Annotated in this window: 20 protein-coding genes and 1 pseudogene; 4 read left to right on the forward strand and 17 right to left on the reverse strand. The window is 67.3% G+C overall.

Going from position 1 to position 24,330, the window contains the following annotated elements; genetic code table 11:
* The first annotated feature begins 21 nt into the window (after positions 1–21).
* Entirely contained in the window at positions 22–873 is an 852-nt protein-coding gene (locus tag J7U46_RS18365) for a phytanoyl-CoA dioxygenase family protein (protein WP_282828450.1), read from the forward strand.
* Here J7U46_RS18365 and glmU read toward each other — a convergent pair.
* From glmU to J7U46_RS18415, 10 genes and pseudogenes are all read right to left on the reverse strand, one after another.
* Positions 857–2,254, reverse strand: a complete 1,398-nt coding sequence (gene glmU, locus J7U46_RS18370; protein ID WP_282828452.1) for a bifunctional UDP-N-acetylglucosamine diphosphorylase/glucosamine-1-phosphate N-acetyltransferase GlmU — start codon at positions 2,252–2,254, stop codon at positions 857–859. The genes J7U46_RS18365 and glmU overlap by 17 nt on opposite strands.
* Positions 2,255–2,310: 56 nt before the next feature.
* Complete coding sequence (locus tag J7U46_RS18375) at positions 2,311–2,913, reverse strand: DUF4136 domain-containing protein (protein WP_282828454.1); 603 nt, start codon at positions 2,911–2,913, stop codon at positions 2,311–2,313.
* A 69-nt stretch (positions 2,914–2,982) separates the two neighbouring features.
* Entirely contained in the window at positions 2,983–3,930 is a 948-nt protein-coding gene (gene ttcA / locus J7U46_RS18380; RefSeq protein ID WP_282828456.1) for a tRNA 2-thiocytidine(32) synthetase TtcA, read from the reverse strand.
* A gap of 7 nt (positions 3,931–3,937) precedes the next feature.
* The gene (locus J7U46_RS18385) at positions 3,938–4,306 is read right to left on the reverse strand and encodes a dihydroneopterin aldolase (RefSeq protein ID WP_282828785.1); all 369 of its coding nucleotides are present in this window, start codon (positions 4,304–4,306) and stop codon (positions 3,938–3,940) included.
* 81 nt (positions 4,307–4,387) lie between these two features.
* A pseudogene (locus J7U46_RS18390) lies at positions 4,388–5,452 on the reverse strand (FAD-dependent oxidoreductase); the annotation flags it as partial.
* Positions 5,385–6,002, reverse strand: coding sequence for a protein-methionine-sulfoxide reductase heme-binding subunit MsrQ (locus J7U46_RS18395; RefSeq protein WP_282828458.1), 618 nt, complete (start codon positions 6,000–6,002; stop codon positions 5,385–5,387). The pseudogene J7U46_RS18390 and the gene J7U46_RS18395, both read right to left, overlap by 68 nt.
* A complete protein-coding gene (gene msrP, locus J7U46_RS18400) occupies positions 6,002–6,958 on the reverse strand; it encodes a protein-methionine-sulfoxide reductase catalytic subunit MsrP (protein ID WP_282828460.1) in 957 nt (318 codons plus the stop codon). The genes J7U46_RS18395 and msrP overlap by 1 nt, the downstream gene beginning before the upstream one ends.
* An 89-nt stretch (positions 6,959–7,047) precedes the next feature.
* A complete protein-coding gene (gene ccsB / locus J7U46_RS18405; RefSeq protein WP_282828462.1) occupies positions 7,048–8,394 on the reverse strand; it encodes a c-type cytochrome biogenesis protein CcsB in 1,347 nt (448 codons plus the stop codon).
* Positions 8,391–10,532 (reverse strand): cytochrome c biogenesis protein ResB, encoded by a 2,142-nt coding sequence (locus J7U46_RS18410; protein WP_282828463.1) that lies wholly within the window; start codon positions 10,530–10,532, stop codon positions 8,391–8,393. The genes ccsB and J7U46_RS18410 overlap by 4 nt, the downstream gene beginning before the upstream one ends.
* 97 nt (positions 10,533–10,629) lie before the next feature.
* Entirely contained in the window at positions 10,630–11,247 is a 618-nt protein-coding gene (locus J7U46_RS18415; protein ID WP_282828464.1) for a c-type cytochrome, read from the reverse strand.
* A gap of 65 nt (positions 11,248–11,312) precedes the next feature.
* Here J7U46_RS18415 and yihA point away from each other — a divergent pair, with 65 nt between their 5' ends.
* Both yihA and J7U46_RS18425 read left to right on the forward strand, forming a co-directional pair.
* Entirely contained in the window at positions 11,313–12,098 is a 786-nt protein-coding gene (gene yihA, locus J7U46_RS18420; RefSeq protein WP_282828466.1) for a ribosome biogenesis GTP-binding protein YihA/YsxC, read from the forward strand.
* 37 nt (positions 12,099–12,135) lie between these two features.
* Positions 12,136–13,026 carry an alpha/beta hydrolase gene (locus tag J7U46_RS18425; RefSeq protein WP_282828468.1) on the forward strand — a complete coding sequence of 297 codons (891 nt, stop codon included), beginning with the start codon at positions 12,136–12,138 and terminating at the stop codon, positions 13,024–13,026.
* On the opposite strand, the gene J7U46_RS18430 is transcribed toward J7U46_RS18425, so the two are convergent.
* From J7U46_RS18430 to J7U46_RS18450, 5 genes are all read right to left on the reverse strand, one after another.
* A complete protein-coding gene (locus tag J7U46_RS18430) occupies positions 13,010–15,259 on the reverse strand; it encodes a patatin-like phospholipase family protein (protein ID WP_282828470.1) in 2,250 nt (749 codons plus the stop codon). The genes J7U46_RS18425 and J7U46_RS18430 overlap by 17 nt on opposite strands.
* Positions 15,259–17,262, reverse strand: coding sequence for a DUF1631 family protein (locus J7U46_RS18435; protein WP_282828471.1), 2,004 nt, complete (start codon positions 17,260–17,262; stop codon positions 15,259–15,261). The genes J7U46_RS18430 and J7U46_RS18435 overlap by 1 nt, the downstream gene beginning before the upstream one ends.
* Before the next feature lie 200 nt (positions 17,263–17,462).
* A complete protein-coding gene (groL, locus tag J7U46_RS18440; RefSeq protein ID WP_282828473.1) occupies positions 17,463–19,109 on the reverse strand; it encodes a chaperonin GroEL in 1,647 nt (548 codons plus the stop codon).
* Positions 19,110–19,159: 50 nt separating this feature from the next.
* Complete coding sequence (locus J7U46_RS18445; protein ID WP_282828475.1) at positions 19,160–19,450, reverse strand: co-chaperone GroES; 291 nt, start codon at positions 19,448–19,450, stop codon at positions 19,160–19,162.
* Between the two features lie 449 nt (positions 19,451–19,899).
* Complete coding sequence (locus J7U46_RS18450; protein ID WP_282828477.1) at positions 19,900–20,358, reverse strand: ornithine carbamoyltransferase; 459 nt, start codon at positions 20,356–20,358, stop codon at positions 19,900–19,902.
* Positions 20,359–20,625: 267 nt separating this feature from the next.
* Here J7U46_RS18450 and J7U46_RS18455 point away from each other — a divergent pair, with 267 nt between their 5' ends.
* Positions 20,626–21,426, forward strand: coding sequence for a helix-turn-helix domain-containing protein (locus J7U46_RS18455; protein WP_282828479.1), 801 nt, complete (start codon positions 20,626–20,628; stop codon positions 21,424–21,426).
* A 30-nt stretch (positions 21,427–21,456) separates the two neighbouring features.
* On the opposite strand, the gene J7U46_RS18460 is transcribed toward J7U46_RS18455, so the two are convergent.
* Positions 21,457–23,535: a PAS domain S-box protein gene (locus J7U46_RS18460; RefSeq protein WP_282828481.1), complete on the reverse strand. Its 2,079-nt coding sequence runs from the start codon at positions 23,533–23,535 to the stop codon at positions 21,457–21,459.
* Entirely contained in the window at positions 23,532–24,266 is a 735-nt protein-coding gene (locus J7U46_RS18465) for a response regulator transcription factor (protein ID WP_282828482.1), read from the reverse strand. The genes J7U46_RS18460 and J7U46_RS18465 overlap by 4 nt, the downstream gene beginning before the upstream one ends.
* Positions 24,267–24,330: the final 64 nt, after the last annotated feature.

Here is a 24,330-nt window from a genome sequence, read left to right on the forward strand (position 1 = left end):
CAAACCTCTAGACTGCGCCCTATGCTGTCACCCGAACAAATTGCGCAATTCCAGGAGCAGGGCTATCTGGTCCTGCCCGGCTTCAAGCCTGCTGTCGAGATCGCCGCCGTGCGCGACCGCGCCGGCCATATCGTTGCGGCCTTCGACCCGCACGAGAACCGTCCGGTCTTCACCACGCAGGAGCAGGATCGCAAGGTGGACGACTACTTCCTCGACTCGGCCACGCAGGTGCGCTGTTTCTTTGAGGAAGAGGCGCATGACGAGCAGGGTCGCTTGCGCGTGCCCAAGGAACTGGCGATCAACAAGATCGGCCATGCCTTGCACGACCTCGACCCGGTATTCGAGCGCTTCTCGCATGGGCCTGAACTCGCTGCCGTGGCGCACGACCTCGGCCTCACGCGGCCGCAGGTCTGGCAGTCCATGTACATCTTCAAGCAGCCCGGCATAGGCGGCGAGGTGCGCTGGCACCAGGACGCATCGTTCTTCGACAGTGATCCCATCACGGTGACGACCTTCTGGTTCGCCCTCGAAGACGCCACGCGCGAGAACGGCTGCCTGTGGGTGGAGCCGGGTGGCCATCGCGGACCCTTGCGTGAGCGCTTCGTGCGTGAGGGCCGGCAGGTGAAGATGGAGACGCTGGATACGACGCCCTGGCCGGGCCCGGACTTTGGAGCGGTGCCGTTAGAGGCCGAGGCTGGCACGCTGGTGCTGTTCCATGGCCGGCTGCCGCACTACAGCGCGCCGAATCGCTCTAGCGTGTCACGGCATGCATATACCTTGCATGTGACGGATGCGGGCAGCATCTACTCGCCGCGCAACTGGCTGCAGCGCGGCCAAGAGTTGCCGGTGCGCGGATTTATTTCGCCTTCTTGACAGGCCGCGTCCAACCGCTGATGGCGACCTGCTTGCCGCGCGCCACGGCGAGCTCGCCGCTACCAACGGGCTTGGTGATGGTTGAGCCGCCGCCGATGGTGGCGCCCGCACCGATCTCCACCGGCGCGACCAGCACGCAGTTGGAGCCCACATGCACGTCAGCGCCGATCACCGTGCGGTGCTTGTTGGCGCCGTCGTAGTTGGCAGTGATGGAGCCGGCGCCGTAGTTGACGCGCTCGCCCACGGTGGCATCGCCCAGGTAGGCCAGGTGGTTGGCCTTGGCACCCTTGGCCAGCGTGGAGTTCTTCACCTCGACGAAGTTGCCGATGTGGACTTCGTCACCCAGGTCCGCACCAGGACGCAGGCGGGCGAAGGGGCCGATCAGCGCACCAGCGCCGACCTTGGCGCCGCCGGCCTTCTCGCCGTCGATGTGGGTGAATTCATGGAGGCGTGCGCCGGCCGCGATGGTGGCGTTGCGGATCACGCAGTAGGCGCCGATCTTCACGTTGTCGCCAAGCGTGACCTGCCCTTCGAACACGCAGCCCACGTCGATCTCCACGTCCGAGCCCACGGTGAGCTCGCCGCGCAGGTCGAAGCGGGCCGGGTCGGCCAGGCGGGTGCCGTGGTTCTCCATCAGACTCTCGGCCTGCTGGCGCTGGAAGCGGCGCTCCAGGTCGGACAGCTGCAAGGGGCTGTTGACGCCCAGCACCTCGGTCTCGTTCGGCGCGGCAATGCCGGCCACCGGCAGGCCCTCGGCCACGGCCATGGCGACGATGTCGGTGAGGTAGTACTCGCCCTGGGCGTTGTCGTTCTTGAGCGCTGCGAGCCAGCGTTTCAGCGCGGCGGTGGGCGCGGCCATCATGCCGGTGTAGCCCTCGCGGATCTGGCGCTGCTCGGGGCTGGCGTCTTTGTGTTCGACGATGGCGCGCACGCCGCCCGTGGCATCGCGGACGATGCGGCCATAGCCGCTCGGATCGGCCAGCTCGATGGTGAGCAGGGCCAGCTGCTGGCCGCCTTGGCAGGCCTCGACCAGCTTGGCAGCGGTCTCGGTGCGAATGAGGGGCACGTCGCCGTTGAGGATCAGCGTGACCGGCGCGGCATCATCCAGCGCCGGCACGGCCTGCTGGACCGCATGGCCGGTGCCCAGCTGCGGCATCTGGCGCACAAAGGCCAGGCCTGGCGCGGCCACGGCCGCTTCAACGGCCTCGGCGCCATGGCCGGTGATCACGATGCGTCGGGCTTCGCCCAGGCCTTCGCTGGTCTGCAGCACATGCTGCAAGAGCGAACGGCCGGCCAGCTTGTGCAGCACCTTGGGCAGGGCGGACTTCATCCGCGTGCCCTTGCCGGCGGCCATGATGACGATGTTGAGCGAAGACGACATGCGCGGCGATTCCCTAGGCTGGAGGAGCCGCGATTATCGCGGCGCGCATGTGCGACTCAGCGCTGCACAGTCACCGATACCGGGTGCGGCTTGTCCTTGGTCTGTGGAAAATCACTCAGCGCCGCCTGGAACATCGCACCGAAGATCTTGTCGTCGCCCATGGACAGGCCGTCGCTCTGGGCGCGCGCCTCGTAGACCGGCAGGCCGCTGGAGCGATCCCGCACCAGCACGGCGACTTCGCGCTCGTAATTGCGCTCGCGCAGTGTGAAGGGGCCGTAAAACATTCGGCTCGGCGGGCCGAAGCGCCAGCTCGTGCGCCAGTGGCGCCACAGCGGATCATCCCAGGGGGAATACTCGGTCAGCGTGGAGCGGGCGCCGACGGCGACCACGAAGTCGGCCGTCTTCGCGTCGGCGGCCGGCGTGAACCCGGCTTTTTCCAGGGCGGCGCGGGCGCCGGCCTCGATGGCATCACGCTGCTCGGAGGCCTTCTGCGAAGGCATGCGTTCGATGGCGTAGCTGCCGGCCTTGCGATCAGCGGGCCATTCGCCATAGGTGGCCACGTCGCTGGTCAGGGTGTACATGCTGCCGCAGCCGACTGCGGCGAGCACCGTGGCGCCGAGCAGGGCGCTGAGCGCAAGACGTCGATGGAATTTCAACATGGTGGCCTCCGGTGTTCTGGGATGAGGCCATTGTGAACGCATCGCGCTGCGTTCTTGTTTACCAATGTTTCAATCGATGTCGCGTTGCAAGCTGATGATGTTGCTCGCCGGGGCGGTGGTCGCGCAGGTCTCGTCGTCGTCGAAGGCGATGTCGCCGTCCGGCATGGGCGCGCCGGTGGCCTTGATCGAGGTGAACGGGAACAGGTTGCGGTCCATCATGTGCGAGGTCACGATGTTGCCCATGGCGGTGAACATGTTCTCGATGCGGCCCGGGAAGCGCTTGTCCCAGTCGTTCAGCATGGCCTTGACCTGTACGCGCTGCAGGTTCTCCTGGCTGCCGCAGAGGTTGCACGGAATGATGGGGAACTCGCGGTGCTGTGCCCAGCGCACCAGGTCGGGTTCGCGCACATAGGCCAGCGGGCGGATCACCACGTTCTTGCCATCGTCGCTGACCAGCTTCGGCGGCATGCCCTTCATGCGGCTGCCGAAGAACATGTTCAGCATCAGCGTGGTGACGATGTCGTCGCGGTGGTGGCCGAGGGCGATCTTGGTTGCGCCGAGTTCACCGGCCACGCGGTAGAGGATGCCGCGACGCAGGCGCGAGCACAGGCTGCAGGTCGTCTTGCCCTCGGGAATCAGCTGCTTGACGATGCTGTAGGTGTCCTGGTTCTCGATGTGGAAGTCCACGCCACGCGACTTCAGGTAAGCCGGCAGCACTTCCTCGGGGAAGCCGGGCTGCTTCTGATCGAGATTGACCGCCACGATGCTGAACTTGATCGGCGCCCGCTGCTGCAGGTTGATCAGGATGTCCAGCATCGTGTAGCTGTCCTTGCCACCCGAGAGGCAGACCATGACCTTGTCGCCGTCTTCGATCATGTTGAAGTCGGTGATGGCCTGGCCGACCTGGCGGTGCAGGCGCTTGGACAGCTTGTTGATCTCGTGCGCAGCCTTCTTTTCGGCGGCCTTCGCCTCGGCCTCGGCCGCGTCGATGGGATTGAGGAGTTCGGTCGTCGTCATAGCTTGTTCACCACTGGCCACATTCGGCCGAAATTGCGACTTGGCAGTCAGGGAAGATTTCCAGCTTGCTCACCTTGATGCGCACGCCCACCACGCCGTGCAGCTTCATCAGCCGCGTGCAGAGCTTGCCGAGCAGGGCCTCGAGCAGGTCGGTGTGCTCGGCCGTGCACTCGTCGATGATGATCTGGCGGATGCGGCGGTAGTCCAGCACATGGCCGATGTCGGCATCGCGCGAGACGATGGTCTGGGCCCCGAGATTGACCTCGGCATCAACGAGGATGGGCTGCGGGCCCTCGCGTTCGAAATCGAGCACGCCGAGGTTGGCGCCGAAGCGCAGGCCGCTGATGTGGATCACCTGGCGGTTGTTGCGGCGCAAGGCCAGCGGCGGCTGGCTCTCGGCCAGCGGGCGCAGGAAGTTCTCGACCTGCTTGGCCGCGACCACGCCATCGCCCAGCGCGGTCTGCACGCTCGGATGCTGACGGCCACTGGCATCGCCAGCCACGAAGAGGCCGAGAGCCGCAAAGCGCGGCTCATCGCGGAAGGGGTGGGAGGGCGCGGTGACGCCGGCACGCTGCAAGGCGTCCGATACCAGCAGCCAGGCGCTGGCCTCGGGCTCGTAGCCCAGCAGCACGGCCACGTGGTCGAAGTGCTCGTCGCCGAATTGCTTGGAGCGCACCAGCAGTTGCTCGCCCTCGATCTGCACCGTGGCCGGCATGGCGCAGGCCGGGCGGCGGACGATGGTCTCGGCAGCATCGAGCTGCTGGATCAGATGGGTTTGCGCCCGCCAGTCGCTGCGCGACCAGATCGTCACCTGGTGACCGCGCGCGGCCAGGTACAGCGCGTTCTCGACCGCGTTGTCGCCACCGCCCAGCAGCAGGGTGTGGCCAGGCTTCAGGCTTTCGCGGCGCTCGGTCAGCTCCAGTGAATCCAGCACGTTGGTGCTGCGCGGCCGCTGCGGATAGAGCGGTTCGGGTCGGCGCGGCTGCAGGCCGGTGGCCAGCAAGAGGCTGCGGGCGCGTATCGATTCACCGCCATGTAGGTAAAGCGTCCAGCCCTCGCTGGCATGCCAGTCCAGGTGATCCAGCCGGGTGTTCAGCTCGGTGTGGATCTGGGCCAGCTTGTCCACGTGCGCGGCATAGCGCTCGCCCAGGGCTGCCAGCGTCTCGCCCGGGTGGCCGAGCAGCCAGTCCTGCGGATAGCGCAGGCTGGAGAGGCTGCCGCAGAGCTGCGGGCCGCGCTCCAGCAGGGCCGTGGACAGACCCAGCTGCGCCAGCCAGGCGGCCGCGCTGCAGCCGGCCGGACCGCCGCCCAGGACGGCGCAATCAACGGAGGAGGGCAGGGTGTCGGACATGGGCGTGGTGGGGCCTCGTGGGTGGGCTGCGGGGCTGGGTTTTCCGGAGAAACCCCGAATTATCCCAGGCCAGCGGCAAAGGCGCCCGGCCGCCCCCCGCGCTTCAGCGGGGCGGAGCCCGCCAGCGGCGCCACAGCCGCCAGCCCAGCAGCAGGGCCAGCACGGCACCATAGATCGCCGGTTCGCCGAACAGCTGCTTGCCGGCACGCATCCAGATGAAGTGGCCGAGGGCGATCAGCGAGATCGCGTAGACCCCCTTGTGCAAGGCCTGCCAGCGCTTCGCGCCCAGGGCCTTGATGGCGCGGTTGAAGCTGGTGGCCGCCAGCGGCAGCAGCAGCAGCCAGGCGCTGAAACCCATCAGGATGAAGGGGCGCTTGGCGATGTCCTTGAGGATGTCGCCCGGCTCCAGCCCCATGTCCAGCCAGGCGTAGCAGAGCAGGTGGATGCAGGCGTAGCAGAACGTCGTCACGCCGATCATGCGGCGGAAGCGCGCGAGCGCCGGCTGCTTGATGAGCTCGCGCAGCGGCGTGATCGCGAGCGTCAGCCACAGCATGCGCATTGTCCAGTCGCCGGTGCCGCGTATCAGGGCCTCGGCCGGATTGGCTCCGAGGCCGTCGTTGAAAGCGCCCCAGCTGAGGCGGGCCAACGGCAGCAGCAGAACGAGGAGCAGCAGCGGCTTGGCTGCAGGATGCAGCCAGAGAGATCGACGCGGTGCCGTCATCAGTAGTTCTTGCGCAGGTCCATGCCCGCGTAGAGCTGCCCGACCTGGGCTTCGTAGCCATTGAACATCAGCGTCGGCCGCTTCTTGGCAAAAAGGCCGTCCTCGCCGATGCGTCGCTCGCTCGCCTGGCTCCAGCGCGGATGGTCGACCTGCGGGTTCACGTTGGAATAGAAGCCGTACTCCCGCTGCGCCGCCTTGGTCCAGCTGCTGTTGGGCTGCTTCTCCACCAGGCGGATCTTGACGATGGACTTGGCCGACTTGAAGCCGTACTTCCAGGGCACGACGAGGCGCAGCGGCGCGCCGTTCTGCTTGGGCAGGACCTCGCCGTACATGCCGAAGGCGAGCAGGGTGAGCGGATGCAGGGCCTCGTCCATGCGCAGGCCTTCCACATAGGGCCAGTCCAGCGCGCCATTGCTGAGCTCGGGCATTTGCGCCTTGTCGGCCAGGGTCGTGAACTCGACGAACTTGGCGCGGGAATTGGGCTCGACCTTCTTGATCAACTCGGCCAGCGAATAGCCAATCCAGGGAATCACCATGGACCAGCCCTCGACGCAGCGCAGCCGGTAGAGCCGCTCTTCCATGGGGCTGAGCTTGAGCAGGGCCTCGAGGTCGAAGCGGCCGGGCTTGGCGCATTCGCCTTCGACGACCACGCTCCAGGGCGAGGTCTTCAGCGTGTGGGCGTTGCGCGCGGGCTCGGACTTGTCGGTGCCGAACTCGTAGAAGTTGTTGTAGCGCGTTGCGTCTTCATAGCGCGTGGGCTTGTCCATCACCAGGGCGCCGGCCAGGCTGCTCTTGGTGGCGGCGAGCTTGGCGCCTTGACCTTGAGCCTGGGCCAGATTCGGCAGCAGGCTGGCAGCGCCCAGGGCGAGCAGCTCGCGCCGGCTCGCATACAGCGAGCGCGGCGTGACTTCGGATTCAAGCTGGCGGCCGTGGCCGCGGTCGGGATGGAAATGCATGGCGGTGCTGCTCGCTTTGCGTTGAGGATCTGACCCGTCTGTCGGGCCAGCGCCGCAAAGCTTACTGCCGGGCTGCAATCCCTGTGTTTCTACAGGGTTCCGTAGCTGTGCAAGCCCGAGAGGAACATGTTGACGCCGAGGAAGGCGAAGGTCGTCACCAGCAGGCCCAAGAGCGCCCACCAGGCCGACATCGCGCCGCGCAGGCCCTTCATCAGGCGCATGTGCAGCCAGGCCGCGTAGTTCAGCCAGACGATCAGCGCCCAGGTTTCCTTCGGGTCCCAGCTCCAGTAGCCGCCCCAGGCTTCGGCGGCCCAGAAAGCGCCGAGGATGGTGGCGATGGTGAAGAAGGCGAAGCCGAGGGCGATGGCCTTGTACATCAGGTCGTCGATCACCGCGAGCGAGGGCAGGCGGGCCGACAGCGGCTTGCGCAGCGCGACGCAGAGAGCGAGGAATACCGCCACCGCGCCCATCTTGCGGGCCCAGCCATCCAGGCCGGCGACCGTCTCGGCCGGCAGCTGCGCGCCGAAGCGCACCGCCAGGATCAGGGCCACCAGACCCACGGGCACGCCGACCAGGCCGGTCAGCAGCGCCTGCTTGCTGGCGGTCTTGAGCAGATAGGCCAGGGCCACCATGGCCGACAGCGCGAAGGTGCCGTAGCCGACGAAGTTGGCCGGCACATGGATCTTCATCCACCAGCTCTGCAGGGCCGGCACCAGCGGCTGGATCTCATGGGCGCCGCGCTCCACCGTGTACCAGAGCAGGAAGCCGACCGCGCCGGCCACCACCAGCATCACATAGGCGCCCAGCGCGCGGGTCTTGAAGCGTTCTTCGTAGTACAGGTAGATCAGCGTCGTGAGCCAGGTGAACAGCACGAACACTTCGTACAGGTTGCTGACCGGGATGTGGCCGATGTCGGGCGCGATCTGGTGGCTCTCGAACCAGCGCACCATGGTGCCGACCAGGGCCATGAAGACGGCGCCCCAGGCCAGCTTGGATCCGAGCACCTCGGCCGTGCTGCGCTCACTCTTGGTGAAGAAGCCCACCCAGTAGGCGGCCATGCTCATGAAGACCAAGAGGCTCATCCACAGGATGGCGCTCTGGCTGGACAGCATGTACTTCAGGAAGAAGACCTTGTCGGCCGCCGCCAGGTCGGCGCCGAAACCGTCGAGCTGGCGCAGATAGAGGTTGATCGCGAGCAGGCTGGCGGCGCCCACCAGCAGGGTCAGGAGGCGCACAGGCCGCCAGAACCAGCCCAGGGCGATCAGCGCTGGCATGGCGAAGCCGAGGATGCCCTTCTCATAGACGTCCATGGCGGCGCCATAGCGCGAGAAGGCATAGCCGCCGCCCAGCAGCACGAGCAGGGCGAAGGCCCAGTCGGCCGTGCTGCGCGCCGTCCAGTGGCTGCGCCGGCCCAGGGTCATCGTGGTGGTGTTCATGTGGGCTTCACTTCCTCGGATTGATTCAACAGCACCTGGCTGAGGCGCGTGAACTCGGTGTCGGTGTCCAGGGTCTGGCGCGTGCTGGAGAGGGCCATGCGCACGCGGGTCTGGCCGGGCGCCATGGGTTCCAGCCAGATCCACATCCGGCGTTCGCGCACATAGAGCATGGCGAAGACGCCGACGATCAGCAAGACCGCCCCCAGATAGACCAGCTTCTGGCCAGGGGCTCGCGCCACCTGGAACACGCTGGCCTGGACCTGCTTGAACTCGTCCAGCTGCAGCAGCACCGGCGCCGGGTAGACCATGCTGTCGGACAGCGAGAGCACAGACTGGGTCATGAAGGCTTGGATGGCGGCGTCACCATTCGGTGCCGGCTTTCCAGCGCGCTCCTGGTTGATCTTGTGCAACTCGTACAGGCTGCCGTTGAGGATGCGCAGCAGCACCTCGGAGAAGCCGGCACGCTGGGCCTCGGGCACCTCGCCCTCGACCAGGGCCGACAGCGCCGGCAGGCCGCCCCAGGCCTCAGAAGGCGGCGGCGAGCCCGGCTTGATGCCTTCGACACCGGCGAACAGGTTCAGCGCGCGCAGGGCCATGGCTTGCAGCTGCGGGCGCATCGTCGCCTTGTCGGCCGGCATGGCGGCCTCGGCGTAGCGGCGGGCGGCCAGCTCACGCCGGGCCGGGTCGGCCAGGGCCTGACGCAGGCGGTGCCAGCCATCGATGCTGCCCTCGGCATCGACCGGAATGCGCAGGTAGCGGAAGGGTTCGGCCGGCGTGTCGCGCACGCCGGCGAGGAAGACGCGCTGGCCGTCCAGGTCCACCGGCACCATGTAGTTGTTGAACTCGCGCGCCTGGCCGGCGGCGTCGCGCAGCTTGTAGCTGACCGAGGGGCCCACGTTGCGCAGGCTCTTGTCGCCCGGGGCCTTGGCGCTGCTGCCCAGGTGCTTGCTGAGGCTCTCGGCCAGGTCGACCTTGCGCACGTCGGTGCCGCTCGCGGCGCCGCCGCTCATGTTCTCGACATTGATCACCCGCAATCCGGTGAACTCCAGGTTCAGCTTGTCCTGGCCATTGCTCAGCGTCGTGCCGCTGCCGACCATGCCTTCCAGCATGAAGGGCTGGGCCGTGCTGCTCAGAGGCAGGGCGCGCAGCTTGAGCGTGGAGCCGCCGTCGTCGAAGCTGCTCTGGTAGAGGGCCACGCCGTCGTGAATGACCGGCTCGTTGACCTTGACCGTGGCCTCGCGCGTGACGCCGGTGGCGTGGTCGCGGATCAGGATCTCGCTGGCGAACAGCTTGGGCGCGCCGGTCTCGTAGAACTCGACGATGAACTTCTTCAGCTCCACGTCGAAGGGCAGTTCCTGCAGCACCACGCCGTCGGTCATCGACAGGATGGCGGTGGCCGCACGCCCGCCCTCGGGCACCAGCAGATTGCCTCGGTAGCTCGGGCTGCTGGCCGGCAGTCGGTGTTCGGCCTTGACTTCGCTGACCAGGCCGCCGCCGCTGTAAATCGTCTTGCCCTGGGCCCACATCAGACCGCGCACGAGCAGGTCGCCGTCGAGCAGGCCGCCGAGGCAGATCAGGATGATCGAGGAATGTGCGGCGAGATAGCCGATCTTGTTGGCCGCGCCCTTGCGGGCCGCCACCATGGTGCCGCGGTCGCGCACCTGGGCCTTGGCCTTCCAGCCCTCAGCGCCGAGCAGGTCGGACACCTTCTGCAGCGCGGCCTCGGCCGGCAGGGCCAGCTCGCCGAGCGCCCTGTGGTGGAAGGCCTGCAGCGACTGCTCGCGGATGCCTTCCTTGTAGCTCTTCAGGTCCGCAATGATCTTCGGCGTATTGCGGGCGATGCACAGGCTGGTCGAGACGACCAGGAAGATCAGCATCAAGAGGAACCACCAGGCGCTGTAGATGGTGTACAGGTCGATGCGGCCGAGCAGCTCGGACCAGAACGGCCCGAACTGGTTCACGTAGTTGTTCAGCGGCTCGCGTTGCTTGACCACGGTGCCGACGACCGCCGCGATGCAGATCGCCACGAACAGCGCGATGGCAAAGCGCATCGAGGACAGCAGCTCAATCAGGTCGGGCAGGACGCGCGAGCGCTGGCTGGGAGCGGCAGGAGGCAGGGTGGTTTCAGCGGAGGACATCGCGGAATTGTCGTGGCGGCGTGAGCACAGGCCTTTGAGCCAAGAAAAAGGCCGGTGACATGCACCGGCCTTTGACGCGGGGGCTGCCCGTGATCGCTCAGCGCAGGCCGGCGATGTAGTCGGACACCGCCTTGATCTCGCGATCATTCATCTTGGCGGCCACGCCCGTCATCTGGGCGCTGTTCTGGCGGGTGCCGGCGCGGAAGGCGTTCAGCTGGGCCTCGGTGTAGTCGCTGTGCTGGCCCGAGAGGCGCGGGTACTGGGCGGGGATGCCGGCACCACTGGGGCTGTGGCAGCCGGCGCAGGCCGGGATGTTGCGGTCGGCAATGCCGCCACGGTAGATCTTTTCACCCAGGGCCACCAGGGCCTTGTCCTTGGCGAAGCCCGGCTTGGCCTGCTTGGAGGCGTAGAACGCGGCGACGTTCTTCATGTCTTCCGGGCTCAGCGGGGCGGCCATGCCGCTCATGATGGGGTTGGCGCGCTTGCCTTCCTTGAACTCGGTCAGCTGCTTGGCCAGGTATTCGGCGTGCTGGCCTTGCAGGATGGGGTTGGCGGGGCTGCCGCGCGAACCATCCGCCGTGTGGCAGGCAGCACACACTTGCGTGGACAGGGCTTGGCCCTTGGCCAGGTCGGGCTTGGCGGGGGCCTTGGTCTCCGACGCATGGGCTGCGGCGGCCAGAAACAGACCCGTCAACAGGAGAGCGGCATTCTTCATGGGTATGGGTTCTCTAAGCGCAAGCGGCGGATTTTACAATGTCTATTCACCAGCCCAGGATCTTCATGACAGCGAACAACACAAAGCCGCCCGCCCAGGCCCCGGAAGTCGAGGGCGAGGTCAGCGACAAGCAGGTCCTCGGCTGGACCCATACGGCGCGTTTCCTGACCACCGCCAGCCAGCTGGAGCACCTGCCGGCCACCGAGCTGGCCGAGATCGCCTTCGTCGGTCGCAGCAATGCCGGCAAGAGCACGGCCATCAACACCCTGGCCCAGCAAAAGCGCCTAGCCTTCGCCTCCAAGACGCCGGGCCGCACCCAGCACATCAACCTGTTCCACCTGGGCCCCAAGGACGCACCCGACGCCCTGTTCGCTGACCTGCCCGGCTACGGCTATGCCGCCGTGGCCAAGGCCGCCAAGCTGCGCTGGCAGAAGGTGATGGCCGACTACCTGGACGTGCGCCGCAGCCTCTCGGGCGTGGTGCTGATGGTCGATTCGCGCCTGGGCCTGACCGATCTGGACAAGCAGCTCCTGCAGTTCGTCCAGCGCCGCGTGGCCAGCGGCGAGGTGCGCTTGCTGGTGCTGCTGACCAAGTCCGACAAGCTCAACCGCAAGGAGGCCGATGCCGCCCTGCGCAAGGCACAGGACGAGCTGGGCGAGCTGGCGACCGAGGAGTCCGACGTCTCGATCACCTTGTTCTCGGCGCTGAAGAAGCAGGGCGTGGCCGATGTGGCCCACATCCTGCACCAATGGGTGCGCGAACACCGCGCGGCCGAGCCCGTGGGCGACGTGCCTGAACTGGCTGAGCCCGCCGAGCCCGGCCAGCCGGACGGCGCCGTGTCACCCGCCTGACAAGCCGGCCGGCCCGCGCTGCCGATACTCGGCAGCCATGAGCATCGAACGCTTTGACCTGAGCCTGCCGCACGGCATCACGCTCTCCTGCCGGGCCGCCGGTGAGGAGGGCCTGCCGCGCCTCGTCTTCCTGCACGGCTTCCCCGAGGCCGCCTTCGTCTGGGACGAGCTGATGTTGGCGCTCGCCCCACGCTTCCGCTGCATCGCGCCCAACCTGCGCGGCTATGAGCGCTCCAGTCGCCCGGCCGAGGTCGAGGCCTACCGTGCCAAGCACCTGATGGCCGACGTTGCCGCGGTGATCGCTGCCACCGGCACAGGCCCGCTGGCCGCCCTCGTGGCGCACGACTGGGGCGGTGCCGTGGCCTGGAACCTGGCGGTGCAGCAGCCCACGCTGATGCAGCGCCTCGTCATCATCAACTCGCCGCACCCCGGCACCTTCCTGCGCGAGTTGCAGCAGAGCGAGGCCCAGCGTGAGGCCAGCGCCTACATGAACCGCTTGTGCGAGCTGCGGGCTGAGCAGGCTTTGGCGGCTGACGACTACGCCGCGCTCTGGCCCTTCTTCACCGAGCATGGCGGCCGGCCCTGGTTGACCGACGAGCTCAAAGCCCGCTACCGCGAAGTCTGGGACCAGGGCCTGACCGGCCCCTTGAACTACTACCGCGCTTCGCCGATGCGTCCGCCCACGGCCAGCGACCCCGCCGCCATGGCCCTGAAGTTCGCCCCCGAGTTCGTGACCGTGAAGCTGCCGACCACCGTGATCTGGGGCCTGGACGACCGGGCCCTGCCGCCGGCCATGCTCGATGGCCTGGAGCAGTTCGTGCCGGAGCTCGATCTGCACCGCGTGCCGGGCGCCGGGCACTGGATCGTCCATGAGCAACCAGCCTTGCTGGCCGGGCTGATCGAACAGGCCGTCAGGGCCGCCCGATGAACAAATAGATGTTGGTGCCGCCGCGCGGCGCGTGGCCGAGGGCGAGGTAGAGCGGGCCGAAGCCGGTGTCGGCGCCAATGAAGGCGCTCGCGGCATAGCGCAGGTTCTTGAAGCTCGCGTCGCTGCGCTGGGCCCAGGCGTTGCCGGCCTCCAGCGAGCCGCCGATGAAGAAGCCTCGCGTCAGCACCGGCGCTTCGCGCAGCCGCAGGTAGTAGGTGGCGCGGGCAAAGGCCAGGGTGTTGCCGAAGAGCTGGCCCTGCTGGTAGCCGGAGAGCTGCTGGAAGCCGCCCAGCGTGTAGGGGCCTTGCGTGGAGTCGGTCGGCTGGTTGGCCTGAAGCAGGCGCGCATGCAGGTTCAAAGTGTGGGCGCCGAGGCTGCCCACGGCCGTGCCCTGCAATTCGAAGCGGCTGAAGTGCTGGCGCCGCGTGTTGGTGCCCGCCTGCTGTCCGGTGATCGCCTCGGCCACCAGGCGGTAGCCGCGCTGCGGGAAGTTGGCGAAGTCCAGCTGGTCGATCACCGTCTTCAGCCGCAGGCCGGTTTCGCTCCAGGTCTGGCTGAACACGTCATCCGACACGTCGACGGTCAGCAGCTTGGGCGTGATGCGCCAGCGCTGGTGCGTGAGGCCGAGGCGCACTTCGCCAAGGCGCCCCCAGGGCTGACCCAGGTCCAGGCCGATCTGGCCGGACTGCCGCGCCAGCCGCGCCAGGCCCTTGCCCGTGTCGGGATCGTAGATGTTGATCTGGCGTCGCTCCACCTCGCCCCAGCCGGAGACGAACCAGTCTTCCGAGGTCCCGAGCTTCTGGATCAAGGGGTGGTAGAGCTCGCTGTAGAAGCGTGGTGTCTGGCCCAGGGTGAGCTGGTTGCGCCATTCCGTGCCATGGTCGGTCAGCCAGTGGCGGTTGTGGCTGAGCCGCAGGTTGAACGAGCTCTCGGCAGCGAAGTCGGTCGACAGGTCGAGGCCGACGCGGAAGTAGTTCGGCCCCCAGGGCTTGTCTTCCATCAGGAACACGAGGGTGTCGCCTTCGGGGCGCTGCTCCACGTGGTAGTCCACCCGAACATAGTCGCCGGAGGAGGCAAGCTTGCGCGTGTCGCGCTCGGCCTTGGCCGGGTCGAAGATCTGGCCCGGCTGTGTTTCGAGCTGGGCCTTGAAGCGCTCGGGGTTGGTGTTGTCGCTGCCCTCGAAGGCCACGGCCTCCAGCGAGGGCGCGGCAGGCTTGCTTGGCAGGTGGGCGCTGCGCCAGCGCTGGTACTCGGCCTCGGGCAGGGCCAGCTGGCGCAGGCGAGGCAGCAGGGCCTCGGTGGCGGCCTCGCCCTGGGCGATGAAGTCGCGGCCACGCTCGAAATCGGCCGAGGTCAGCTTGCCCAGGTTGGGCGTCAGCAGGATGTCCTCGTTCCACAGGCTGGCCAGGCTGCGCTGGACGTTCTGCTCGGTGAGGATGTTGATCATCTGGCCGGTCAGGCCCACGACCGAACCCAGGGCCGAGCGGCCCGACAGCGGTGTGCCCACATTCACGGCGATCAGTTGGTCGGCACCCATGCGGCGGGCGATGTCGACCGGCAGGTTGTTGACGAGGCCACCGTCGCCGAGGATGCGCTCGTTCCATTCGATGGGCGCGAACACGCCAGGCACGCTCATGCTGGAGCGCATGGCGAGCGCCAGATCGCCCTCGCCGACGACGACCTGCTGGCCGTCCTCCATGTTGGTGGCCACTGCGCGGAACGGGATGGGCAGCTGGTCGAACTGCTGGACCATGCGCACCGGCAGGGTGAGGCGGCGCAGCAGGGCCTCCAGGCCGCGGCTGGAGAGCGTGCCTTGCGGCGCGCGCAGCTCGCCGTCGCGCAGGCCCAGCTCCAGCAGCGGCGAGAACTCGAAGTCTTCTTCCTTGCGGCGCTGCGACAGCTCCTGGCGCTCGACACGGGCCGAGAACACGCGGCCCCAGTTGATCTGCAGGAGCTCGCGCTCCAGCTCGGTGGCCGTCATGCCGCTGGCGTAGAGGCCACCGATGATGGCACCCATCGAGGTGCCGGCAATCAGGTCGACCGGGATGCGCTCACGCTCCAGCACCTTGAGCACACCGACGTGGGCCAGGCCGCGCGCACCACCGCCGGAAAGCACCAGGCCCAGCTTGGGGCGCTGTACCGGCGGAGGCGGGGAAGCTTGCGCGGGATCAGCCGGGCCGGCGGCTGCTGCGGCGGCGCAGGCCAGCAGCACGAGACCGACCAGGCGGCACATCAGGAACCGAGGTCCTGCATCAGGGTATCGACCGCGCGCTGCACCACCGTCTCTTCGGCGAGCGAGGTGATCAGGCCGTTGGACAGCAGCTTCTCCAGCGCGCCGCGCGTCAGCGAATGGCGGTCTTCCGCATCCTGGCCGACGAACAGGAAGAACTGGCGGCTCTCGCTGATCCAGGCGATCTGGGCGGTCAGCCATTGGCTCTGGATGAACAGGTGGTGCCACTGGCCCACCTCCAGCCCGTCGACCCAGGCGGCCAGGGCGGCGCGCGACTCGGGGCTGTTGTCGGCATCGTAGAGCTGGGTCGGCACCGTGGGCAGGTGGCCCCGGTCGACCTGGTCATGGGCCCAGCGCGAGGGCATCTGCGATTCGCGCTCGGTCAGCAGCTGCTGCAGCAGCTCCTCGGGGCTGAGCTCGCGGTTGTCGGTGGCCTTCAGTGCAGAAACAGGCGCCACTGCGGGCTGGCCTTGCATGACGCGCTGGTGCATCTGGGCCAGCTCGTGGATCAGGGCCTGGGCCTTGGGCGCCGGCAGGGCGATGGAAGCAAAGCCCTGCTCCAGGCGCTGCACCAGGCCCGGCAGGCGGCTGCGCAGGCGCGCGAGCTCGGCCGGTGTCTTGCAGGGCTCGAGGCTGGACAGCAGCTCGTCCACGGTGTCGATGTGGGCGTGGGCCTCGGGCGCGTCGCGGCCATGCAGCACCATGGCCTGCACGATGACATCGACCCAGGTGGTCTTGAGGAAGGCGCGCAAAGCCGGGCTGACCGGTGCGTCGATCATCTGGTCGCCGACCTGCTCGCGCAGCACCGTCGTCCATTGCTCACGCATCTGCTCGCGCTCCAGCGCGGCCAGTGCCGTGGCGCTGCGCTCGCTGCGCTGGCGGGCCTGCGAGCCGATGTGCTCGTCGACCTGGGTCAGCACCTGCTGGAACAGCTGGGCGCTGGGCGAGGGCGTGGCCACCAGCATGGACAGGCGCGACTCCATGAACTGCAGGAACTGCTGCAGGCGCTCGTCGTTCGGGTTGTCGAAGCCCATGCCATGCGAGGCCACGCGGTTGAGCAACTGCCAGGTCGGATGCTCCTGGCGCCGCAGCAGGCTGGGGTCGATGCGGGCCAGGCGCACGACCGGGATCTGCAGCCGGGCCAGCAGGGCCTTGACCGGCGGCAGCAGGCGCGGGTCAGCGAGGATCTGGTCGTACAGCCGGGTCAGCAGGTCGCCGGTGCCGCTGGCAGCGGCCGGGCTGAAATTGATGGCACCCGGCGTGGGCGGCAGCTGGGGCTCTACGGCCAGCTTCTGCGGTCGGCTGTTGACCTCGTCGACACGCCGGGCCAGGCTGTCCAGTGTGGCCGGGTTGGCCTTGCCGGCTTCGGCCAGGTGACGCATCCGCGGATCCTGACTGCTGCCGGCACCGTAGCTGGACACCATCTGGCTCAATCGCGCGGCCTGAAGCTGGCTGCAAAGCGAGGCGTAGTGGTGCTGCAGGTTCTCGGTCAGCGGGCCGGCGGCCACCTTGAGCATGGCGTAGCGGCCCTCGGCGTCGAGGCTGGTGTCGACCAGGGCGTCGTACATGGCCTGGGCGAACAGGGCCGGGCGCAGCGGGTTGTCGTCCTTGCGGACAGCGGTGCCGCCGCGCAGCGCTGCGAAGAAGTTGCCGAGCTGGTGCAGCTCGGGCTTGCACTGCTCCTCGACCGTGGAAATCAGGTGGGCGATGGCCACGTCCTGCAGGGCCTGGTGCTCGTCGACCAGGCTCAGCGCGTCCAGCGTCAGCGGCGCGGAGCGGCGCAGCGGGTCCTGGCCGCGCCGGGCAATCTCGAGCATGGGGCGCAGCACGGCTTCGAAGGTGCTGGCAAAGCGGCCGCGCTGGCGGCGCCAGCCTTCCAGCAGGGCGAAATGCTGGGGGCGCCGCTCCAGTTCATCCTGGGTGGCATCCTGGACCGCGCGGGCAAACATCGGCAGGGCGGCGAGGGTGTCGTCGACCAGGGTCTGCAGGGTTGGGGCTTGTGACATGTCTTGACTTTGACGGATGCCGCATTATGAAGTGGCCGACCACGCAAAAGCTGATGGCGCGCAAGCCCCCCCTGAGGGTGAATGGTCTGGGCGACAGAGCATGAAATATCACCGCTTTTCGGCCGTTCCAGGCAATAAAAAAGGGCCGCATTGCTGCAGCCCTTCTTGTGCTTGAGCGTCGGATGCTCAGGCGACGAACATTACATGTCCATGCCCATGCCACCCATGCCGCCCATGCCACCAGGCATGCCGCCGGCCGGTGCGTCGTCCTTCGGCGATTCGGCGACCATGCACTCGGTCGTCAGCATCAGCGAAGCGACCGAGGCAGCGTTCTGCAGCGCGGTGCGGGTCACCTTGGTCGGGTCCAGGATGCCCATTTCGATCATGTCGCCATAGGTGCCGTTGGCGGCGTTGTAGCCATAGTTGCCCTTGCCCGACAGCACGGCGTTCACGACGACCGACGATTCCTCGCCAGCGTTGTAGACGATCTCGCGCAGCGGCGCTTCGATGGCCTTCAGGATCAGCTTGATGCCGGCGTCTTGATCGGCGTTGTCGCCCTTGATCTCGCCAGCAGCTTGCTTGGCACGCAGCAGAGCCACGCCACCACCGGCCACGATGCCTTCTTCAACGGCAGCACGCGTGGCGTGCAGCGCGTCTTCGACACGGGCCTTCTTTTCCTTCATTTCGACTTCGGTGGCAGCGCCCACCTTGATCACGGCAACACCGCCGGCCAGCTTGGCCACGCGCTCTTGCAGCTTCTCGCGGTCGTAGTCGCTGGTGGCTTCCTCGATCTGGATGCGCACTTGCTTGACGCGGGCTTCGATGTCGGCAGCAGCACCCATGCCATCGATGATGGTGGTGTTTTCCTTGCCCACTTCGACGCGCTTGGCCTGGCCGAGGTCAGCCAGCGTGACCTTCTCGAGCGTGAGGCCCACTTCTTCGGCGATGACCTTGCCGCCGGTCAGGATGGCGATGTCTTCCAGCATGGCCTTGCGACGGTCGCCGAAGCCCGGAGCCTTGACAGCCACGACCTTCAGGATGCCGCGGATGGTGTTGACCACCAGCGTAGCCAGCGCTTCACCGTCGACTTCTTCGGCAATGATCAGCAGCGGGCGGCCCGACTTGGCCACTTGCTCCAGCGTCGGCAGCAGGTCGCGGATGTTCGAGATCTTCTTGTCGTACAGCAGGACAAACGGGTTGTCCAGCAGGGCGGCTTGCTTCTCGGGGTTGTTGATGAAGTAGGGCGACAGGTAGCCGCGGTCGAACTGCATGCCTTCGACGACGTCCAGCTCGTTGTTCAGGCTCTTGCCGTCTTCAACGGTGATCACGCCTTCCTTGCCCACCTTGTCCATTGCCGAGGCAATGATCTGGCCGACGTCGGCATCGCTGTTGGCCGAGATCGTGCCGACCTGGGCGATTTCCTTGGAGGTGGTGGTGGCCTTCGAAGCCTTCTTCAGCTCGGCGACCAGGGCCGTCACAGCCTTGTCGATGCCGCGCTTCAGGTCCATCGGGTTCATGCCGGCGGCCACGTACTTCATGCCTTCGCGGACGATGGCCTGGGCCAGGACCGTGGCGGTCGTCGTGCCGTCACCGGCGTTGTCCGAGGTCTTGGAAGCGACTTCCTTGACCATCTGGGCGCCCATGTTCTGCAGCTTGTCCTTCAGCTCGATTTCCTTGGCGACGGACACGCCGTCCTTGGTCACCGTGGGGGCGCCGAACGAGCGCTCCAGCACCACGTTGCGGCCCTTGGGGCCCAGGGTCACCTTGACCGCGTTGGCCAGGATGTTCACGCCTTCGACCATGCGGGCACGGGCCTCGCCGCCAAAGATCACGTCTTTTGCTGCCATGTGTATTTCTCCGGATTCTTTAAAAGAGGGTGTTCAGCTGAGGGCAGGAATTACTTCTGCACCACGGCGAAGAGGTCTTCCTCGCGCATCACCAGCAGTTCGTCGCCATCGACCTTGACGGTCTGGCCGCTGTACTTGCCGAACAGCACGCGGTCGCCCACGTTGACGTTCAGGGCAATGAATTGACCCTTGTCGTCGCGCTTGCCCGGACCCACGGCCAGCACTTCGCCTTGATCGGGCTTTTCGGCGGCGGCGTCGGGGATGAAGATGCCAGAAGCGGTCTTGGTTTCTTGTTCGAGGCGCTTAACGATCACGCGATCGTGCAGAGGACGCAGGTTCATCACATCTCCTAGAAGGATTCTTGGGCTTTGAAAATGGAGATCCGCCAGGGCCCGGGGGCCGGGGCGGATCGTTAGCACTCTAGTTTGCTGAGTGCTAGCAGGAGGATTATAGGGTTGGCGAATCGGCTTTCAAGAGGGCCGGGTTTCTTGGACCGAGCTTTGCGGAGTTCGAATGACGCACATGGAACTATGCGCAAGACGCATAGGGTTAACCCGCATGATCTAGGTAATTTCCCTAGAATGGCGGCATTCGCAACGCAAAGAGGAGATAGAAAAAATGGAACTGCTGATCATCACCCTGGCCCTGTCGGCCGTCGCCCTGATCGTCCAACTGAAGGACCTGGTGCAGGCGGACCTCGGCACCGCGCTGTAAGCCCCGACCAACGACGAACAAGCCTCCCTAGGGAGGCTTTTTTATTGGCTGTGTGCTTTGGTGAGGCGCTTGGGCTTCAGCCGGTCAGCGCGCGCATCAGCAGGGCCTGGACCAGCAGATGCTCGAGCTCACTCGGGCTGCTGATCCGCAGCTCCTCGCTCCAGTCGAGCGGGCAGGCGGCCAGGCCGGCCTGGCTATCGAGCACGGGCACACCGCCGTGCTGGCGCAATTGCTCAAGCAACTCGGGCGGCAGGCCCTGGCATTCGATGGCGTCGTAGAGCCGGCCCAGCATGCGCGTGGTGGCCAGGGCGCTGGCGGGCTGCAAGAGGCCGGCATGACTGGGTCGTATCAGCGCGACCTGGGCTCCGAGGCCCTGGGCGGCCGCGATGAAGCGGGTGGCGGCGTCCTCATCGGGGTCCTCGCTCAGCAGGCCTATGTTCTTGCCGCGCAGCAGAATGCGCCCATGGCCGCTGGCAGCGGCATGCTGCAAGGCCTTGGCGCTGCTGAGCAGGGCGGCGAGTTCGGTGGCTGTCATTGGAGACTGGAGGAGGGCACGGCACATGGTTCGCCAGAATGCTAGTGAGCGGCCATCCCGGGGCGTTGACCGCGATCAACAAGCGAGCCTGCTGCAGGGAAAACCTGCCCCATCTGAGGGGTGTGCCTGTGCTGGGGCCGCCCGCTGTTACCGAGCATTTACCAAGCGCTTGCGCTTTGCTTCAAACCAGGCATGACGGTTGTCATGCTGTTGGCATGCCCTTCCTAGACTGCATGCATCGACAACACCGCAACACAGGGATCCACCATGATGAACAGCAGCAGCCCCATCGCCTTCAATCCGCAGGCCGCCGCCAACACGGTGGTCCTGCATGGACAGGCGACGCGTCGCATCGCCGAGCAGCGTGCCCAACTGAACGCCAGCCAGCAGATCGCCGATGCTCTGGCCCTGGTCAGCGACAGCCTGGCGCCGCAGCGCCTGATGGTGCGGGCCGGCGACGTGATCTGCCAGGCTGGCGCGCGCTTCGACTGCCTCTACCTGCTGAACTCCGGTTTCGTGAAGATCATCAGCCTGTCCAGCGACGGCCGCGAGCAGGTCGTGGGCCTCAAGTTCCGCGGCGACTGGCTGGGCTTCGACGGCATTGCCAATCAGCGCTACAGCTGCGACGCCGTGGCCATGGACACCGGTGAAATCTGGGCCATCCGCTATGACACCCTGCTCGAGGCCAGCCTGCGCCGTCCGGCCCTGCTTGGTTTGTTGCACCAGGCCATGAGCCGCGAGATCTCGAACGACCGCGACTCGCTGATGTCGGTCTGCACGCTGCCGGCCGATGCCCGTGTGGCCGACTTCCTGCGCTACTGGGCCGACGCGCTGGCCAAGCGTGGCCTGCGCACCGACCAGATCAAGCTGCGGATGACGCGTGCCGAGATCGGCAACTACCTCGGCATGACGCTGGAAACGGTCAGCCGTGGGCTCTCGCGCCTGGCCAAGGCCGGCTTGATCGAGTTCGCGGAAGGCGGCCGTCGCGACATCCTGATCCCCGAGGTCGATGCGCTGCGGGCCTTCATCCAGGGCGGCACGGCCCCGGCTCCGGCCCTGTTGCAGTGAGCCGGCAGTCCTTCCGTCTGCATCAAGGGATCAGCCGTTGACCAGCCGCGCAATCGCGGCGGCCAGCTCTTCGCGCCCGTAGGGCTTGCGCAGCAGTTCCCAGCTCGGTGGCGAATCCCGGTCTGCCTCCAGCAGCTCCGATGAATAGCCTGACATCAAGAGCACCGCCATCTCCGGCCGACTGGCCTGTGCGCGGGCTGCCAGCTCCGTGCCACGCAGGCCGGGGCCCAGGGCAATGTCGCTCAGCAGCAGATCGAAATGCGGGGGCTCCCCCTGCGGCGGCGTCAACAGCAACAGGGCTTGCTCTGCGCTGGCCGCCTGCTCCACCACACAGGCGAGGCCGAGCAGGAAGGTGTTCACGATGCTGCGCACCTCGGCGTCGTCCTCGACCAGCAGCACGCGCAGGCCTGCACGCAGCGGGGCTGGCTCCGGCACCACCTCGCTCTCGCGCACCGGGTCCCACGGCTGCGGGATGTAGAGCGTGAGCGTGGTGCCGGCACCCGGGCTGCTGGCAATGGCGATGGCCCCCTTGGATTGCTTGACGAAGCCATAGACCGTCGCGAGGCCGAGGCCAGTGCCGCGCCCGGCCTCCTTGGTCGTGAAGAAGGGCTCGAAAGCCCGCTCACGGACGGATTCGGGCATGCCCTGGCCGGTGTCTGAGATGCTGATCTCGACGAAGCGGTCCACTGCCGCGCTGGGGTCGTCCAGCTCCGCACGCAGCTCGTCCGGCAAGGCGGCACAGGCGCCTGCGCGGAAGCTCAGCCGCCCGCCTTCCGGCATGGCATCGCGGGCATTGATGGCGATGTTCAGCAGTGCCGATTCCAGCTGCGCCGGGTCGGCCAGCACCAGCGGGCAGGCGGCGTTCACCTCGACCTCGATGGCGATGCGCTGGTCCAGCGTGCGCGTCAGCATGTCGGCCAGCGAATGCAGCAGGGCCTGCAGGTCGATGGGCGAGGGCTGCAGCACCTGGCGCCGTGCGAAGGTCAGCAGCTTGGCCGTCAGCTCGGCGGCGCGCCGGCTGGCGCGCATGGCGGCCGCCAGCAGCGGTTGCGCCACCTCTGCCTGCTGCAGTGCCGGCAGTTCTTCCAGCACCTGCAGATTGCCCTGGATCACGGTCAGCAGGTTGTTGAAGTCGTGGGCAATGCCGCCGGTCAGCTGGCCCACGCTCTCCAGCCGCTGGGAATGGTTCAGCGCCTCCTCGGTCTGGGCGCGCTGCAGGCTGCTGGTCAGCAGATTGGCCAGCGATTCGAGGAAGTGCACCTCGTCGTCGCCGAAGCGCTGGCTGCGCGTGGAGCGCACCGTCAGCGCGCCCACCATGCGGCCGCGTTCGGCCAGAGGCACGGCCAGCGCGCTGCGCAGCCCGGCCTGCAGGTAGCTGTCGGGCACGGCAAAGCGGGTCTCGGTGGCGTAATCAGCCACCACCACGGGGCGGCCCTGACCGACGACGAAGCCGGGCGGTGTGTTCGGCCGGTTCGGCAGCACCGTGCCCTGCGGCTCGCCCGGCAGCAGGCCTACACCACTGGCCAGACGGAACTGCTTGCGCTCGCCGTCGAGCAGGAAGACGCCGGCCAGCTCCACCTGCATGGCCTCGGCCGCGATCGCACAGACGCGCTCCAGCAACTGCTGAGGATCGCGGTTGTCCAGCGCCAGGCGGCCGAGCTGGGCCAAGTGCTCGCTGTAGCGGGCCCGCTGCAGCGCCTGCTTGACGCGCGGATAGTTGCCCACGTCGCGGATCGCCGCCACCACGAGGCCTTGCTCGCGCAGCGGGCTCAGCGCGATCTCGACCATCACCTCTGAGCCATCGCGGCGCCGCGCCACCAGCTCCATCTGCGTGCCCATGGGCCGCGCGCGCGGCGCCTTGCCATAGGCCTCGCGGTACTCGGCGTGGCGCGGGCGTATCGCGTCGGGCACCAGGGCATCGACGGTCAGCCCGTGCAGTTCGTCAACCGAGTAGCCCAGCAGCTCGGACGCGGCCTGGTTGCACAGCACGATGTGCCCGGCCTTGTCGACCAGCAAGAGCGCATCCGGAAAGGCCTGGAACAGCGCGCGGAACACTGCTTCCGGGTTGAGGTCCGGAGGCAGGGCCGGAGTCTCGCCGCCGGGCTTCATGAGGACGCCGGGCTCACAGCCGGCACCAGGATGTAGCCGGCGCCACGCACCGACTTGATGATCTGCGGCGTCTCGGCTTCGGGCTCCAGCTTCTTGCGCAGCCGCCCGACCTGCACGTCGATCGTCCGATCAAAGGGCCCGGCCTCGCGGCCGCGCGTGTGCTCCAGCAGGAAGTCGCGCGACAGCACGCGCCCCGGGTGCTGGGCAAAGGCCAGCAGCAGGTCGAACTCGCCGCTGGTGAGCAGCACCTCCTGGCCCTCCGGCGAGCGCAGTCGCCTGGCCGGCACGTCGAGCTGGAAGCCGGCAAACGCCAGGCGTTCCCCGCTCGGTGGTGGCGCTTCCGCTGCCGGTTCGGCCGGCTGCAGGCGCCTCAGCACGGCCTTGACGCGGGCGAGCAGCTCGCGCAGGTCGAAGGGCTTGGTCACGTAGTCGTCGGCGCCGACCTCGAGGCCCACCACCTTGTCGATGGCGTCGCCACGCCCGGTCACGATCACGAGGCCACAGCGCCAGTGCTCGCGCAGCTGGCGGGCGATGGAGAAGCCGTCCTCGCCGGGCAGGCCCAGGTCCAGCAGCACGAGGGCGGGCGCATCGCTGCGCATCAGCTGCATCAGCGCATGGCCGCTGTGCAGTGCGGTGATGCGAAAACCGTGGGCCTGCAGATAGCTGCTCAACAGCTGGGTGATATCGGGCTCGTCGTCGACGATGGCAATGTGAGCGGCAACCGTATTCATCGGCGCGAAGCCTAGCAGGAAAGCCCGGCGCGGCGCTGACAATGGGCGCTGTTCGCAACGGTAT

Origin of the sequence: Pelomonas sp. V22 (assembly GCF_030014915.1) — a bacterium.
Classification (GTDB): Bacteria; Pseudomonadota; Gammaproteobacteria; order Burkholderiales; family Burkholderiaceae_C; genus JAUASW01.

Excerpts from the sequence above, each read along its gene's own strand:
- J7U46_RS18365 (WP_282828450.1), top strand. The coding sequence starts at position 22 with ATGCTGTCACCCGAACAAATTGCGCAATTCCAGGAGCAGGGCTATCTG.
- glmU (WP_282828452.1), bottom strand. The coding sequence starts at position 2,254 with ATGTCGTCTTCGCTCAACATCGTCATCATGGCCGCCGGCAAGGGCACG.
- J7U46_RS18375 (WP_282828454.1), bottom strand. The coding sequence starts at position 2,913 with ATGTTGAAATTCCATCGACGTCTTGCGCTCAGCGCCCTGCTCGGCGCC.
- ttcA (WP_282828456.1), bottom strand. The coding sequence starts at position 3,930 with ATGACGACGACCGAACTCCTCAATCCCATCGACGCGGCCGAGGCCGAG.
- J7U46_RS18395 (WP_282828458.1), bottom strand. The coding sequence starts at position 6,002 with ATGACGGCACCGCGTCGATCTCTCTGGCTGCATCCTGCAGCCAAGCCG.
- msrP (WP_282828460.1), bottom strand. The coding sequence starts at position 6,958 with ATGCATTTCCATCCCGACCGCGGCCACGGCCGCCAGCTTGAATCCGAA.
- ccsB (WP_282828462.1), bottom strand. The coding sequence starts at position 8,394 with ATGAACACCACCACGATGACCCTGGGCCGGCGCAGCCACTGGACGGCG.
- J7U46_RS18410 (WP_282828463.1), bottom strand. The coding sequence starts at position 10,532 with ATGTCCTCCGCTGAAACCACCCTGCCTCCTGCCGCTCCCAGCCAGCGC.
- J7U46_RS18415 (WP_282828464.1), bottom strand. The coding sequence starts at position 11,247 with ATGAAGAATGCCGCTCTCCTGTTGACGGGTCTGTTTCTGGCCGCCGCA.
- yihA (WP_282828466.1), top strand. The coding sequence starts at position 11,313 with ATGACAGCGAACAACACAAAGCCGCCCGCCCAGGCCCCGGAAGTCGAG.
- J7U46_RS18425 (WP_282828468.1), top strand. The coding sequence starts at position 12,136 with ATGAGCATCGAACGCTTTGACCTGAGCCTGCCGCACGGCATCACGCTC.
- J7U46_RS18430 (WP_282828470.1), bottom strand. The coding sequence starts at position 15,259 with ATGTGCCGCCTGGTCGGTCTCGTGCTGCTGGCCTGCGCCGCCGCAGCA.
- J7U46_RS18435 (WP_282828471.1), bottom strand. The coding sequence starts at position 17,262 with ATGTCACAAGCCCCAACCCTGCAGACCCTGGTCGACGACACCCTCGCC.
- groL (WP_282828473.1), bottom strand. The coding sequence starts at position 19,109 with ATGGCAGCAAAAGACGTGATCTTTGGCGGCGAGGCCCGTGCCCGCATG.
- J7U46_RS18445 (WP_282828475.1), bottom strand. The coding sequence starts at position 19,450 with ATGAACCTGCGTCCTCTGCACGATCGCGTGATCGTTAAGCGCCTCGAA.
- J7U46_RS18450 (WP_282828477.1), bottom strand. The coding sequence starts at position 20,358 with ATGACAGCCACCGAACTCGCCGCCCTGCTCAGCAGCGCCAAGGCCTTG.
- J7U46_RS18455 (WP_282828479.1), top strand. The coding sequence starts at position 20,626 with ATGATGAACAGCAGCAGCCCCATCGCCTTCAATCCGCAGGCCGCCGCC.
- J7U46_RS18460 (WP_282828481.1), bottom strand. The coding sequence starts at position 23,535 with ATGAAGCCCGGCGGCGAGACTCCGGCCCTGCCTCCGGACCTCAACCCG.
- J7U46_RS18465 (WP_282828482.1), bottom strand. The coding sequence starts at position 24,266 with ATGAATACGGTTGCCGCTCACATTGCCATCGTCGACGACGAGCCCGAT.